The sequence below is a fragment of the Bradyrhizobium sp. NAS96.2 genome, from assembly GCF_001908235.1.
Classification (GTDB): Bacteria; Pseudomonadota; Alphaproteobacteria; order Rhizobiales; family Xanthobacteraceae; genus Bradyrhizobium.
Map to the genome: position 1 here is coordinate 17,670 of NZ_LGHK01000051.1, position 13,093 is coordinate 30,762.

Consider the following 13,093-nt stretch of genomic DNA (forward strand, 5'->3'; position numbering starts at 1 on the left):
GACATGGGCAGATCCTGTTGCCGGTCGCAGTCGGCAATTTGCCTATCACGCCGCAGGCCCGTGCCCTACCCCTCAGGCGCCGCCTCGCCGAACACCTCGGCTGCGATCTTGCTGGTCTCGATCGCGGCCGGAATGCCGCAATACATCGCGACCAGCAGCAGCACGTCCTGCACCTGCGCGGCGGTGCAGCCATTGGCCAGCGCGCCCTTGGCATGAACGCGGAACTCGGCGGGCTTGCTGCTCGCAGCGGTGATGCCGAGCATCACAAGGCTGCGGATCTGGTCGGACAGCCCGTTGCGCTCCCAGACGTCGCCATAGACGTAGGCATTGATGATGTTCTGCAGCGGCGTACCAAAATCGCCCGCGGCCGCCATCCGCTTGGCGACATCGACCTCGCCGAACATCTTCTGGCGCCGGCGCAGCCCGCGCGCATGGAGATCGCTGATGTCCACCATCGTCGTCTGGCTCCCCTATATGGGCTATTTATACGGATAAATATGGCACGCCTCAATATTTGGATAGGCCCTGTGCTTGCATTCTCAATGCATTTGTCCGTATAAATTTATCAAAACGAACAGGGAGGGATCGGGATGAAGTCACGGCTGGGGCTGCTTGCCGTCCTGCTCCTTTCCGCGCTTTCGGCCTTCCCGGCGCACGCCGCGGACGATTTCCCGCAACGGCCGCTCAAGATCATCGTGCCCTTCCCGGCCGGCGCCGGTCCCGACAATGTCGCGCGGCTCGTCGGCCAGCACCTGCAGGACGCGTTCGGCCAGGCCGTGCTGATCGAGAACCGCGCCGGCGCGCTCGGCAGCATCGGCGCCCAGGAAGTCGCCCGCAGCGCGCCCGACGGTTACACGCTGCTGATGGGCACCAACACCACCCATGCCAGCAATGTCGCGACGCTCAAGAGCCTGCCCTACGATCCGGTGAAGGATTTCGCGCCCGTGATCCGCACCAGCACGACGGCGATGGTGCTGCTGGTCAACCCGAAGCTCGCGGCGAAGGACCTGCCGCAGTTCCTCAGCTACGCCAAGGCCAATCCCAATCTGACCGCCGGCTATGGTTCGGGCGCGTCGCAAATCTCGATCGCCCAATTGCAGTCGCGCGGCGGCCTGTCGCTGATCGCGGCGTCCTATCGCGGCGTCCCGCAGGCGATGACCGACGTGATGGCGGGGGTGATCGACCTGACCTTCGGCGATTTCTCGGTCGCGATCCCGCAGATGCAAGGCGGCACCCTGCGCGGGATCGCCGTGACATCGGCCGCCCGCAACGAACTCACGCCCGGCCTGCCCGCGCTTTCCGAAGCGATGCCCGGCTTCGAGGCCACGATCTGGTACGGGCTGTTCGCGCCGGCCGGCACGCCGGAGCCGGTGGTCAACAAGATCTACGCCGAGTGTGCGAAATACCTCGCGATGCCGGAGACCAGGAAGAAGCTCGCCGATGTCGGCGTGATGGTGGCGCCGCTGACGCCGGCCGAGTTCGGCGCCTTCGTCAAGAGCGAAGTCGTGCGCTGGTCGGCGGAGGTGAAGGCGGCCGGCATCCAGCCGCAATAGCGCGAAGCGGCGGCTCATCATGGCTCGCGAGACACCTGTCGGCATGATTGGCCTGGGACTGATGGGATCGGCGCTTTCCGCGCGGTTGATCGACGCCGGCGTCGGCGTAATCGGCTTCGACGTCGATGCCGCGAAGACGGACGGCTTGAGGGCCAGCGGCGCCGAGTTCGCGGCTTTCGCCGCTGACGTCGCCGCGCGCTGCCGGATCATCGTCATCGCGGTGTACGACGCCGCCCAGGTCAAGGGCCTGCTGCCGGACCTTGCCAACGCGAGGCTGCCGCCGCTCGTCATCTGCACCACCACCTGCGCGCCGGGCGAGATCACGGCGATCGCCGAATTCGCGGTGCGTTCGCGCCTTGCCTTCATCGAAGCGCCGATCTCGGGCACCAGCGCCGAGGTCCGCTCGGGCACGGCCACCGCGCTGGTCGCCGGCGATCCCAACATCATCGCGACCGCCGCCGCGACGCTCGACATCCTCTGCCCGCAGCGGATCAATGTCGGCACGATCGGCAATGCGAGCCGCACCAAGCTCGCCATCAACCTGATCCTGCAGAGCAACCGCGCCGCCTTGGCCGAGGGCATCGCACTTGCCGAGGCGCTCGGCCTCGACGGCGCGGCCTTCCTAGCGACCGCGCGGCAATCGGCGGCATATTCCAAGGTGATGGACAGCAAGGGACCGAAGATGCTGGCGCGGGATTTCTCGCCGCAATCGCACATCGCCCAGACCTTGAAGGACGCCGAGCTGATCCTGCGCGAGGCCGGCCGGCACGGCCTGCCCTTGCCGCTGACGTCAGCGCAGGCGGAGTTGTTGCGCGCGGCGATCGCGCTCCAAGGCCCGGACCGCGACAGCGCCGCCGTGATCGAGGCGATCCGGGCCGGACACAGCCGAGGTAAGGACCATTCATGATCAATTGTGCGATCGCGGGCCTCGGCCGCTGGGGCCGCGCGCTGGTCGAGGCTGCGCAGGGCGAGCCGCGGCTGAGGATCACAAGCGCGCTGGAACCCGACGTCAGCGGCGCCGCGGGCTTTTGCGCAGCGCACGGCCTGTCCCTCGCGGCGAGCCTGGACGATGTCCTCGCCGATCCCGGCATCGACGCCGTGCTGCTGGCAACACCGCATTCGCTGCACAAGCGCCAGGTGATCGCGGCAGCCGGAGCCGGTAAGCAGGTGTTTTGCGAGAAGCCGCTGGCGCTTCGGCGCGGTGATGCGGCTGACATGTTCGCAGCCTGCCGCAAGGCCGGCGTGACGCTCGCGGTCGGGCATAACCGAAGGTTCTGGCCATCGATGCAGGCACTGCGTGCAATCGTCGCCAGTGGCGAGCTCGGAACCATCCTGCATGTCGAGGGCCACAACAGCAACGAGAACTCGCAGGCCATCACCCAGGGCTGGCGGCTGTCGCCCGAGGAGTCGCCCGGCGGCGGGCTGACCGGCGCGGGCCTGCATGTGCTCGACGGCTTCGTCAGCCTCCTTGGTCCTGCCCGACAAGTTTATGCCCGGTTGAGTGAACGCGCGGCGGGACCACCGCCGCTCGACACTGCAACTTTGGCGATTGAATTTGTGAATGGCGTGAGTGCAACCCTTGCGACGATCCGCGCAACACCGTTCTATTGGCGCGTGCATGTGTTTGGGACGAAGGGATCCGCCGAGGTGCTCGACGAGGGGACGATGGTGCTACGGACATCCGGCGAGGCACCGAGAACGACGCACTATCCGGCAGCCAACACGCTCACCGCGGAACTCGCGGCCTTTGCCGACGCGGTCGAACGCAAGCGGCCGTTTCCGGTGCCGGAACCCGACGTGCTCGCGACGCTCGCCGCATTCGAGGCCGCGCTGCAGTCGATCCAGTCTGGACATCCGGTTGCCTGCCATATGGCATACCAGTGATCTGCCATGTCTGAACAACCCGATAGGGCGAGATCGTCCCGCTATCGCGACATCGCCACCGGGCTGCAGAAGGACATCCGTCTCGGCACCTACGCGGTCGGCAATCTGCTGCCGACCGAGACCGAGCTGATGGCGAGCTATCAGGCGAGCCGCCAGACCGTGCGCGAGGCGCTGCGCATCCTGATCGACCAGGGCCTGATCGTGCGCCGCGCCGGCCTTGGTTCGGTGGTGATCGCCTCCGAGCCGCCGGTACTGTTCACCCACAGCGTCAAGTCGCTCGGCGAATGGCTGCGCTATTCCAACGAGACCTACCGCGACGTGGTCGCCAGCAGCGACATCGTCGCCGACCGCAAGCTGGCCGCGCTGCTGAAATGCGAGCCCGGCAAGAGCTGGTTCCTGATCGAGGCGGTACGCCGCTCCGACCAGTTCGCCGCCCCGCTCGGCTGGACCGAGATCTACGTGCTGCGCCGGTTCGCCGATGTCGTGACCCGCAGCGACCACGGCCGCACTCCGGTGCATGAGCAGATCGCCAAGATGTATGGCCAGGTCACCGAGCGTGCGCAGATGGAAATCTTCGTGCGGGGGATGCCGGCGCCAATCGCCAAGGCGCTCGGCGTCAAGACCGGATCGCCGGCGCTCACCGTGGTGCGCCGCTACTACGGCCTGCGCGAGGAACTGTTCGAGGTCACCATCACCACGCACCCCGAAGGGCGCTACACCTACACGATGGATATGCAGCGCTCGCTGCGGCCGAAGCTCTAGGCGGGCCTTTCGCTCTACCGCACCCGCGCCAGATGCGTGGGGGCAGAGGTATGTGCCACCTGCGGGGTGCCGCTCACGCCCCAGATCGCGACCGCGATCAGCGCGGCCGCCCAGACATATGGCACAGCATTCGGCTTCTTCATTTCCGGGATCACCCCAACGTCTCGGCAGGACCGCCTGACCTCACTACGGCGAGTCTCACGACCGCCGTCGTCAGCGTCTCACCAGGCACCCGCTCTTCACAACGCTACTAAGGTTAGACCTTGTCGGTTTCAGGACGTCTTCATGCGATTCCGGAAATGATTTCGCGGGAACCGGGCCCTCTCATCCGAATTGATGAGACCGCAAGCCCGACCGTATTCGGCTCCATCAGAGCCAAGGCTTGAGTCGAGGCTTGAGTCGGGGCTGGGGATGCTGCGGAGAATTTCCTGCTCAAATTAGAGTCAGATGCACAACAAACATTCCAAACGACGCCCGCTGAATTCTTTTTGATTGTCGCGGCGACTCCAGCCGTGGCATGCCTGCGCCTGTGACACTGCGATGACAAGGGTTCTCCCGTGACTGCCCAACCGGCCAAACCGCAAGGCGGCTCCCGCCGCCATTCCCAGCACACCCAGGACGAGGTTGCGCGGTCGCTGGAACGGGAGCTGAGGTTCTTGACCGAAGAGCGCGAGGAGCGCGCTCTCCGGTTCGGCCTCGACCTTGCAGCCAAGGCGCCGAAGACCGACCACTAGAGTCTGCGACCGATTCGACTGTCAAACAGCCACCCCCGTCATCACCCGCGCATGCGGGCGATCCAGTGTGTGAATCCACGGGCTCTTACCCCGTGTCGTCCCTGCCTAGTGCGCAATTGCGCACGGGAGCAGGGACCCATAACCACAAGTTTGCGTTGTTGAATCGCGCTGTGGCTCCAGCTCGCAAACCAGTTGGCTTTCGTGGTTATGGGGCCCGGGTCGCGCTGCACTTGCCCGGGACGACATCGAGTTTGTGGTCTGCTGTTAGCCATACATCCGCGGTCACGCCCTGACGCCTCAGAGTTCTCCAGGCGATCAGGCGGCGCTGTAGCCGCCGTCCACCACATGCGACGCGCCCGTCATGAAGGACGCCTTGTCCGAGCACATCCAGACCACCGCTTCGGCGATTTCCTCCGGCACGCCCAGGCGACGTACCGGCACCTTGGCGATGATCTCGTCGTAGCGTTCGTCCATTGTTTCCTTGGTCATCGGCGTCTTGATGTATCCGGGATTGACGCAATTCACGCGGATGCCGTCCTGGGCATATTCGATCGCGGCAGACTTGGTCAGCCCGACGACACCGTGCTTGGTCGCGACATAGTGGCCCGACGTGGCGAGGCCGACCAGCCCGGCGATCGAGGCGGTGTTGACGATCGCGCCGCCACCGCCCTGCTTGAGCATCTGCGCGACCTCGTATTTCAGGCACAGGAACACGCCCATCAGATTGACCGAGAACATCTTCGCCACCGACGACTGCGTGAGCTCGTGAATGCGTTGGCCGGGCGGGCCGACGGAGCGCCCGGCCACGCCGGCATTGTTGAACGCGCAATCGATGCGCCCAAACGCCGAAACCGTGCGGGCCACCATGTTCGCGACATCGGCTTCGTCGGTGACATCGCCCTGGATCGCGATCGACTGGCCGCCGGCGGCGTTGATCAGGGCGACCGTCTCCTCGATGCCATCCTTCGAGAGGTCGGACACCGCCACGCGCGCCCCTTCGCGCGCCATGGCTATCGCGGTTGCCCGGCCAATGCCGGAGCCGCCGCCGGTCACCAACGCAGCCTTGCCGTCCAGAATGCCTGCCATGGGAAACTCCTTCGGCGCGGTCAGCGCTTGCCTTCAATTGCGATCTCGACGAGGTATGGCCGCTGAGCTGCCACGGCCTTTGCAACGGCACCGGCGATGTCGTCGGCCTTCTCAACCCTGACCGCCTCGACGCCCATGCCGGCTGCGAGATGCACGAAGTCGAGCCCGGGGCCGGTGATATCCATATTCTGATAGGGATGCTGGGTGCCGGCTTCGAAATTCTGACGCCAGACATCCACATTGTGCTTGAGGATGCGGTACTCGCGGTTGGCGAGCACCACGAACACGATCGCAAGCTTGTGGTGCGCGGCAGTCCACAGCGACTGGATCGCGTACATCGCCGAGCCGTCGCCCGAGACGGCGACAACCGGACGGTCCGGCATTGCGACCTTGACGCCGATCGCACCGGCAAGGCCCTGCCCGATGCCGCCGCCACGGCCGCCGAAATAATCGCCGAAGCCGCGATAATCGAAGGCGCGCGCGAGATCGAGGCTCGCCGTGATGCTTTCATCGACGATCACGACATCATCGGGCAGACCGCGACGAAGCTCCGCGGTAACGCGCGGCATCGAGCTCGGCTCCCGGTTCCAGCTTTTCTCGACACGGGCGCGATAGGCTTCCTTCTCCTTCGCCTGCAGTTCGGCCAGCGCGACGTTACGGTGCTGCGCGGCCTGCCTGAAGTCCGCACCCGCCTTTGCACGCAACGCTTCCGTCAGAGCGGCGAGGCTGACGGCGATGTCGCCGACGATGCCGGCATCGAGCCGGTTGTTGAGCGCGAGACGCTCGGCCGAGGCCTCGATCTGCAGCAAGGACGCGCCGTCGGGAATGTGGCCGCCCGCCGCAAACCAGATGTCCTCAAAGAACGGACCGCCGATCAGCAGCACGAGATCGGTTTCGCCGAGCGCCTTCCGCACCTGCCGGGCATCGCCCGGGAGCGACTGACGATAACTCGGATGGCTGGTCGGGAACGACGCGTGATGGCGCAATCCCTCGAACCACACGGTGGCGCCGAGCGCTTCCGCCAGCGCCACCAGCGCCTGCTCGCCGCCCGACCGCGCCACATCGTCGCCGGCGATGATGGCCGGATTTTTCGACTTCAGGAGCAGCGCGACCAGCGCCTCGATGCCTGCCGGATCGGGACGCGTCGATCGCCACAAATGATCCGGCGTCGACGCGTCGACCGCGGTTTCCTGCTCCAGGACGTCGATCGGCAGCGACACGAACACGGGGCCTTGCGGCGCATCGGTCGCCACCTTGAACGCGCGTCGCATGATCGGAGCGATCTCGTCGGCGCGCTCGATCTGCACACTCCACTTCGTCACGGGTGCAGCCATCGCAACGAGATCATGGCCGAGCAACGGATTGTTGAACCGCATCCGCGTATCCTGCTGGCCGGCCGTCACGACCACGGGCGAGTTTGCTTTCAGCGCGCCGTACAGCGAACCGATGCCGTTGCCGAGGCCGGGAGCGACGTGCAAATTGGCAACGGTGACGCGCCCCGACGCCTGCGCGTAGAAACTGGCGGCGCTGACGGCGACACCTTCATGCAGCGCCATGATGTATTCGAGTTGCGGAAATGCCGGCAGACTGTCGAGCAGCGGCGTTTCCGTCGTGCCGGGATTGCCGAAGATATGGCGCACGCCGTGCGACACGAACGATTCCATCAGCACACGACGCCCACGCATTCGCTTCCTCTCGATCGGTTTTGATCCGTTTTGCGCATCATCAGCCGGAGAGCGGCCCATGGCAACCATGCGCGACGGTTGGCGTGCGCGCGGCCGGCTGCGTCTTCCGCATGGCTTCAAGGCACGGACGCGCATCGCAAGGTCGACTTCATTCCGCGACGCGGCAATGACACGGAGCGACGTTGGCAACCGGCTATTCCGGCGTCAGGTCTTGCGCTCACCGCGCTATCGCGAGCTCTCCACGAACGCAACCGGCGTGCCCTTGGCGACACCGGCCGCGACCCTGAGAGCGTCCCAGTTCGTGAGTCGGACACAGCCGTGCGATTCGGCCTTGGAGATCTTGCCGGGATCAGGGGTGCCGTGGATGCCGTAGCCTTCCCCCGAGAGGTTGATCCACACCACGCCGACCGGGTTGTTCGGGCCGGGCTTGATCGTGAACGGCCTCTTCGATTTGACGCCCTTGAACTTGTACTTTGGATTGTAGCGATAGGTCGGATTCTTGTTGATCGCCGTCACCTTCAGCGTGCCGCTCGGCGTCGGCTTCTCCGTGCTGCCGACCGTTGCGGGATAGAAGCCGAGCAGCTTGCCCGCGGCATCGAACGTTTTCAGCGTCTGCCGCGTCTTGTCGACCTCCACACGCGCGACCGGTGCCGGCTTTTCGGGGTCGAGCACGTTCGCGACCGCGATGGTTGCGCCGGCTTTGTCGAACTTCTGCCCGGGATTGAGCGCCTGAAGCAACGCCTCGCTCATGTGGAATTTCTCGGCGAGCGCTTCGCGCGGGCTGGTGTAGTTCAGCGCCGGCAGGTTCTTCATGCTCTCCATCTTCGCGGGGACCTTGCTCAGGAACGGACCTTTCACGTCGGCATCGACAATCGTGTAGGTGGCGACCGCGGCGCCTTCGCTGGCGGCGACGAGCCTGGTCCAGAGATCCGCCGTCACCGCCTTGTCGAAGGACAATCCATTGGCCTCGGCGAATGCCGCGAGCGCCTTCTGCGCGTTCTCGCCGAGCTTGCCGTCGACCTCCCCGGGGGAGAAATGCGCGCGATCGAGCAGGATCTCGAGCCTGGCAATGGAAGGGCTGGGCTGTTGACGGTCCGGCAATCTTGCCGGCGGCGCCGCGGCGTCGTTGATCGAGGCGGCATCGAGACCTGCTGCAACCACGGGCGTGGTCGACAAAAACAAGAGGGCAGCGGCAAAACGTGCAAAGGCAAAACGTCGGAACATCGCGCATCCCAACATGGCCACCTTCCGTCAAGCCACGGAAGGCCGCGAAGTTCCAAGAAGTGTTTCGCTGCGCTGCGTCGGGCATGAGAAGCACCCGGAGGCAGTCCGCCGACATCTCCGGCCATCGCAGCGCGATGCGTCGCGCTCCGCGTGACTGCCGGTCAGACTCATGCTGTGGATCAGCGACGGCGCACTGAGGAAGCTGTGCGAACGCAATCCAGGACTGTCGCTGTATTTCCTGCGATTGACGGCGACCCGGACGACGGAAAATGCAGCCCGCGCAATCGGAGTTGCCGCAGCCTCGCGACGATAACGCCAACCTTGCGTCAAGACAGCGCGAAGAAAATGCGTCGCTCGCCAATCCTACGGCGCGGACGAAGCCGCAAGGCTCGGCAGCGGCGCGAACTGCATCTCTGCGACGGCCGAGCCTGCATAGGCACTGGCGATCAGGATCATGACTCGAATGGCGACGAACATGGTGGCCTCCTCAGTCTTTTTCTTGATCCCTTGATGCCAGAGACTCCTTGCAGGCTGGTGAGGAAAGCTGGTTGCCGCAACCTTGAAGGCGTTGGTAAGCGAACGGTTTATGCATCGCGTTCACCAAGCGGGAACCGTACTGGCCGATCGATCCGACAGCTAAACGCGCGGTTCACCGTCGCCGGGCATTGTTCGCCTCAATCAAGAAGGCGCAAACACAATGCCGATTTTCAGGACGATCCTTGTTGTCGTATCGATTTTTCTTGCCGGTTTGTACGTCTACGATACCTGCCGCAGCGACAGTATCTTGTTGGCGGTTCCGGTGAACGACGTCATCGCACGGCGATGGCCGGAACCGGATGCGTTTCACTCCACCTCGGCGCCCGCTTCCACGGCCGCCACCGGGGCGACACCGGCGGCGCGCGTTAGGGAAACGTTTGCGATGTTCCTCGCCAGGGACGCGCGGCGCCACACCATGCAGCGCAGTCTCTGAAGCTCGGTCAGCCCAGGGATACGCCGGCCTTGGCGCGGCTGATTCCGAGCGTCACGATCCGGTTCAACAGACCCGGGTAATCGAGCCCGTCATGCCCGGCGGCCGTCGCGAACTCCTGGCTCTTGGCGATCTCGGGATTGGGATTGGCTTCGATGAAATACGGCACGCCATTGGTGGACAGGCGGAAGTCGATGCGCGCGTAGCCGTCGAGCCCCAGGGTCCGGTAGATGCGTTTCGCCAGCCGCTGAATATGGGCGGATAGTTCCGGCGTGAGATCGTCGGCCGGACCATCCGCAATCCCGATGCGCTCCTGATAGCTGGTATCGTGCTTGGCCTTTTCGGTCGCGATATGCCGCGCGCCGGGGCCGCCCATGCTGCCGAATTTCAATTCCCACACCGGCAGCACCCGCAGCCGGTTGTTGCCGAGCACGCCGACATAGAGCTCGCGGCCCTCGATAAACTGCTCGGCGATGGCCGCGGTTCCGATCCGCTCATGGATGAAGGCGACGCGCTCCACGAGCTTCTCGTCGGTATCGACGATCGACGCCTGCGAGATGCCCAGCGATCCATCGCTGCTCAGGCTCTTGACGATCAGCGGCAGCTCGAGACGCGGCGGACGCTTGACCTTGCGGCGCATCGGGAACACGGCGAAGGCCGGCACCGGAACCCGGCGATGATGCACCAGCGTCTTGGACAGATCCTTGCCGCGCGCCAGGATCAGGCCGCGCGGGTTGCACCCGGTGTACGGAATCTTCATCAGCTCGAGATAGCTCGCGATGTGCTGGTCATACACGACATCGTAGTGAAACTCCTCCAGCAGCGTGAACACGATGTGCGGCTTGAAGCCTTCGATCTCGTCGCGCACCGGCTTGATTTCCTCCTGCACGCCGAGCGGACGAACCTCATGGCCGGCCGCGCGCAGCGTGCTCACGACGTCGTATTCGGTCTTCCACTCATTGATTTCCCGCGCCGAGTATCCATCGCTGCTGTCGGGCGGCACACAGTCGGGATGCATGAGCACCAGGATGCGAAGGTGTTTCATAGCGCGATCCACTTACGGCGCGACGGGCCGAACAGCGCGTGCATGGTCTTGGCGGTCAGCAGAATGATGAAATTGGTCACGAGCTTCTGCTCGGGGCCGACGGCACGCAGATTAAGCTCGCGGCAGCGCGAGATCATGTCGTCGAGCACGGCATCGAGCGTCAGCTGATTCTCGCCGGTCCAGCGCGCGACCAGCTGCCTGATGTGAGCACGATGCCGCCTGATGAACACCGCCGCCGGCTGATACCGCTGATGCCGCGGATCGGCGGAGAACAGCTTGGACAGATCGCGGTCATAGGTCTTCGGCGGCGTGAACGCGTAGAACGCCTGCTTCTTCTTGTAGTGCTCGCCGAGCGTCTGCTTGAGCTCACGCAGCGGATCGACGCGCTCGCGCGTCGTAAGCAGCGGCCGCTTGCCGGCGATCTCGCCCATCAGCTCGTCGACATATTCGAGCTTCTTCAGCGCCGGCCAGCCGGCATAGCGCGTCCGCCAGTTCGAGCGCGGCCGCAGCCACACCGCGAAGGTCTCGGCGAAATCCTCGTCCGGATGGCTCTGCGCATACCAGAGCCGCAGATGCTGGACATAATTGCGGCTGGCCGGATTGGGCCGATAGTAGCGCGGGTAGTGTTGCGACGACGGACCGAACAGCTGCTGCCAGCGCCGGCGGCGTTGCAGCTGGTAGCCGTGCTGCACGGCGTGGCCCGCCTCGTGGCGGAGAATGGCCATGCACTCGGACCACGAGGCGCCCTCGACGTCGAGCATCATCTTCTTCTCGAGCTTCATCAGGCGGGGATGGGCCAGATAAAACGGAATCGCGATGCCGGGCACATCCGCCGGGCTGAACCATTCGCTCGAGATCCAGGTGTGCGGCCGCAGCCGGATGCCGCGCTCTTCGAGCTCCTCGTAGAGCGTGCTGACACAATCCGCGAGCCAGGTGCCTTCGACCGCAACTCTCAGACTGCTGAGGCGTTGCTTGAGCAACTGCTCATCCGTGAGGTTCTCCCAGGCATGTTTGCGGCGCGGCATAGGCTTCCAAAGTCAAAAAACAAACCGGAATCGGGATGGTGTCATAGGTTGCCGCCGGCAACAACCGCCGGGCTTTTGCGGCAGCTCCTAACCCGGTCAGCGCTGCCACCAGCGGCCAGCAGCCGGCGCGGCAAGACCGAGCGGCCGGCCCTGATCCCAGGCAGGCGACTGCGCACTTTCTGCTATGGTCGGCCGTTATTCCGAGGGGCTATTTCTGGGGGCGACAATGGATTATCGGCGGCGGCTGCTGTTTCACGGCATGGCCTTGTTCCTGATCGGGCTGTTGACCGGCCTTGCCGAGCAGCACTTCACCAATGTGCGGATGGCGCTCGCGGCGCATCTCGAAGGCGTGATGAACGGCACCTTCCTGCTCGCGGTCGGGGCAATCTGGAGCGAGGTCCGGCTGGCGTCCGGCCCGCGCGCTTTCGCCTACTGGGCGCTGCTCTGCGGGACCTATGGCAACTGGGCCGTGACGACGCTCGCCGCCGTGCTCGGGACCGGCGCACTCTCGCCGGTCACCGCGGCAGGACGCGGTGCCGCACCATTGCAGGAGACGCTGGTGACCGCGGGGTTCATCTCGATCGGCCTTGCGATCATCGCGGCATCGGTCCTGCTGCTGTGGGGGCTGCGCGGCAAGGCCGGGCTGGTCGGACCTAACGCTTAACCCAGCGCTGCACGGCCGCGGCGGTGTCGGCCGGGTTGGTGGTGAAGCGCGGGCTACGCGATCGATGCGCCTGAGCTCAAGGCCCGCGTCCAGGATCGCGAAGCCGTCAGCGACGTCCGTGGTCCTGCGCGGCGCGCGCGGCGGCGGCGCGGCGCTTGAGGAACTCACGCTCGCGCGCGTTGCCGGCCAATGCGGCGGCCGCCTCGAACGCCGTGTGCGCCTCCGCGAAGCGGCTCAGCCGGTGCAGGAGATCGCCGCGTACGCTCGGCAGCAGATGATAGGACTTCAGCGCCGGCTCATCGGCGAGACCGTCGACGATCGCAAGCGCAGCCTGCGGCCCTTCCGCCATGCCGATCGCAACCGCGCGGTTGAGCTCGATGATGGGCGAGTCGAGCAGCGCGGCGAGATCGCCGTAGAGCGCGGCGATGCGGCGCCAGTCGGTCGCGCCGGGCGCATCGGCCTCG

14 protein-coding genes and 1 pseudogene are annotated in these 13,093 nt (G+C 65.3%); 7 read left to right on the forward strand and 8 right to left on the reverse strand.

Annotation, left to right across the window (positions count from 1 at the left end; all coding sequences use genetic code 11):
- Positions 1 to 65: 65 nt before the first annotated feature.
- Positions 66 to 455 (reverse strand): carboxymuconolactone decarboxylase family protein, encoded by a 390-nt coding sequence (locus AC628_RS13310; protein WP_083632842.1) that lies wholly within the window; start codon positions 453 to 455, stop codon positions 66 to 68.
- Positions 456 to 590: 135 nt separating this feature from the next.
- Between AC628_RS13310 and AC628_RS13315 the strand changes: the two genes are divergently transcribed.
- Genes AC628_RS13315 through AC628_RS13330 form a run of 4 tightly spaced genes read left to right on the forward strand, consistent with a single transcriptional unit; the run spans position 591 to position 4,199 of the window.
- Entirely contained in the window at positions 591 to 1,553 is a 963-nt protein-coding gene (locus tag AC628_RS13315) for a Bug family tripartite tricarboxylate transporter substrate binding protein (RefSeq protein WP_074127257.1), read from the forward strand.
- A 19-nt stretch (positions 1,554 to 1,572) separates the two neighbouring features.
- Positions 1,573 to 2,460 (forward strand): NAD(P)-dependent oxidoreductase, encoded by an 888-nt coding sequence (locus AC628_RS13320; RefSeq protein ID WP_074127258.1) that lies wholly within the window; start codon positions 1,573 to 1,575, stop codon positions 2,458 to 2,460.
- Complete coding sequence (locus tag AC628_RS13325; protein WP_074127259.1) at positions 2,457 to 3,437, forward strand: Gfo/Idh/MocA family protein; 981 nt, start codon at positions 2,457 to 2,459, stop codon at positions 3,435 to 3,437. Before AC628_RS13320 ends, AC628_RS13325 begins: the two co-directional genes overlap by 4 nt.
- A gap of 6 nt (positions 3,438 to 3,443) precedes the next feature.
- Positions 3,444 to 4,199, forward strand: a complete 756-nt coding sequence (locus tag AC628_RS13330) for a GntR family transcriptional regulator (RefSeq protein WP_050423036.1) — start codon at positions 3,444 to 3,446, stop codon at positions 4,197 to 4,199.
- 14 nt (positions 4,200 to 4,213) lie between these two features.
- Here AC628_RS13330 and AC628_RS45800 read toward each other — a convergent pair whose 3' ends face one another.
- Positions 4,214 to 4,342 (reverse strand): hypothetical protein, encoded by a 129-nt coding sequence (locus AC628_RS45800; protein ID WP_283806567.1) that lies wholly within the window; start codon positions 4,340 to 4,342, stop codon positions 4,214 to 4,216.
- Between the two features lie 414 nt (positions 4,343 to 4,756).
- On the opposite strand from AC628_RS45800, the gene AC628_RS43955 reads away from it, so the two are divergent.
- Positions 4,757 to 4,933, forward strand: a complete 177-nt coding sequence (locus AC628_RS43955; RefSeq protein WP_168193368.1) for a hypothetical protein — start codon at positions 4,757 to 4,759, stop codon at positions 4,931 to 4,933.
- A 315-nt stretch (positions 4,934 to 5,248) separates the two neighbouring features.
- On the opposite strand, the gene AC628_RS13335 is transcribed toward AC628_RS43955, so the two are convergent.
- The 3 genes from AC628_RS13335 to AC628_RS13345 form a co-directional block, all read right to left on the reverse strand.
- Positions 5,249 to 6,019 carry an SDR family NAD(P)-dependent oxidoreductase gene (locus tag AC628_RS13335; protein WP_074127260.1) on the reverse strand — a complete coding sequence of 257 codons (771 nt, stop codon included), beginning with the start codon at positions 6,017 to 6,019 and terminating at the stop codon, positions 5,249 to 5,251.
- 20 nt (positions 6,020 to 6,039) lie between these two features.
- Positions 6,040 to 7,704: a thiamine pyrophosphate-binding protein gene (locus AC628_RS13340; protein WP_074127261.1), complete on the reverse strand. Its 1,665-nt coding sequence runs from the start codon at positions 7,702 to 7,704 to the stop codon at positions 6,040 to 6,042.
- Positions 7,705 to 7,929: 225 nt separating this feature from the next.
- Positions 7,930 to 8,928 (reverse strand): L,D-transpeptidase family protein, encoded by a 999-nt coding sequence (locus AC628_RS13345; RefSeq protein ID WP_074127262.1) that lies wholly within the window; start codon positions 8,926 to 8,928, stop codon positions 7,930 to 7,932.
- 697 nt (positions 8,929 to 9,625) lie between these two features.
- Here AC628_RS13345 and AC628_RS13350 point away from each other — a divergent pair.
- Complete coding sequence (locus AC628_RS13350) at positions 9,626 to 9,898, forward strand: hypothetical protein (protein WP_074127263.1); 273 nt, start codon at positions 9,626 to 9,628, stop codon at positions 9,896 to 9,898.
- A gap of 7 nt (positions 9,899 to 9,905) precedes the next feature.
- Here the strand turns inward: AC628_RS13350 and AC628_RS13355 are convergent, their stop codons facing one another.
- Positions 9,906 to 10,940 carry a D-alanine--D-alanine ligase family protein gene (locus AC628_RS13355; RefSeq protein WP_074127264.1) on the reverse strand — a complete coding sequence of 345 codons (1,035 nt, stop codon included), beginning with the start codon at positions 10,938 to 10,940 and terminating at the stop codon, positions 9,906 to 9,908.
- Positions 10,937 to 11,965 (reverse strand): putative zinc-binding metallopeptidase, encoded by a 1,029-nt coding sequence (locus AC628_RS13360; protein ID WP_074127265.1) that lies wholly within the window; start codon positions 11,963 to 11,965, stop codon positions 10,937 to 10,939. Before AC628_RS13360 ends, AC628_RS13355 begins: the two co-directional genes overlap by 4 nt.
- A gap of 226 nt (positions 11,966 to 12,191) precedes the next feature.
- Here AC628_RS13360 and AC628_RS13365 point away from each other — a divergent pair, with 226 nt between their 5' ends.
- Positions 12,192 to 12,629, forward strand: coding sequence for a styrene oxide isomerase (locus AC628_RS13365; RefSeq protein ID WP_143201582.1), 438 nt, complete (start codon positions 12,192 to 12,194; stop codon positions 12,627 to 12,629).
- 106 nt (positions 12,630 to 12,735) lie between these two features.
- Here AC628_RS13365 and AC628_RS13370 read toward each other — a convergent pair.
- Positions 12,736 to 13,093 (reverse strand): annotated as a pseudogene (locus tag AC628_RS13370) (RNA polymerase subunit sigma-24); the annotation flags it as partial.

Excerpts from the sequence above, each read along its gene's own strand:
- AC628_RS13345 (WP_074127262.1), bottom strand. The coding sequence starts at position 8,928 with ATGTTCCGACGTTTTGCCTTTGCACGTTTTGCCGCTGCCCTCTTGTTT.
- AC628_RS13310 (WP_083632842.1), bottom strand. The coding sequence starts at position 455 with ATGGTGGACATCAGCGATCTCCATGCGCGCGGGCTGCGCCGGCGCCAG.
- AC628_RS45800 (WP_283806567.1), bottom strand. The coding sequence starts at position 4,342 with ATGAAGAAGCCGAATGCTGTGCCATATGTCTGGGCGGCCGCGCTGATC.
- AC628_RS13365 (WP_143201582.1), top strand. The coding sequence starts at position 12,192 with ATGGATTATCGGCGGCGGCTGCTGTTTCACGGCATGGCCTTGTTCCTG.
- AC628_RS13340 (WP_074127261.1), bottom strand. The coding sequence starts at position 7,704 with ATGCGTGGGCGTCGTGTGCTGATGGAATCGTTCGTGTCGCACGGCGTG.
- AC628_RS13355 (WP_074127264.1), bottom strand. The coding sequence starts at position 10,940 with ATGAAACACCTTCGCATCCTGGTGCTCATGCATCCCGACTGTGTGCCG.
- AC628_RS13335 (WP_074127260.1), bottom strand. The coding sequence starts at position 6,019 with ATGGCAGGCATTCTGGACGGCAAGGCTGCGTTGGTGACCGGCGGCGGC.
- AC628_RS13350 (WP_074127263.1), top strand. The coding sequence starts at position 9,626 with ATGCCGATTTTCAGGACGATCCTTGTTGTCGTATCGATTTTTCTTGCC.
- AC628_RS13330 (WP_050423036.1), top strand. The coding sequence starts at position 3,444 with ATGTCTGAACAACCCGATAGGGCGAGATCGTCCCGCTATCGCGACATC.
- AC628_RS13325 (WP_074127259.1), top strand. The coding sequence starts at position 2,457 with ATGATCAATTGTGCGATCGCGGGCCTCGGCCGCTGGGGCCGCGCGCTG.
- AC628_RS13320 (WP_074127258.1), top strand. The coding sequence starts at position 1,573 with ATGGCTCGCGAGACACCTGTCGGCATGATTGGCCTGGGACTGATGGGA.
- AC628_RS13315 (WP_074127257.1), top strand. The coding sequence starts at position 591 with ATGAAGTCACGGCTGGGGCTGCTTGCCGTCCTGCTCCTTTCCGCGCTT.
- AC628_RS13360 (WP_074127265.1), bottom strand. The coding sequence starts at position 11,965 with ATGCCGCGCCGCAAACATGCCTGGGAGAACCTCACGGATGAGCAGTTG.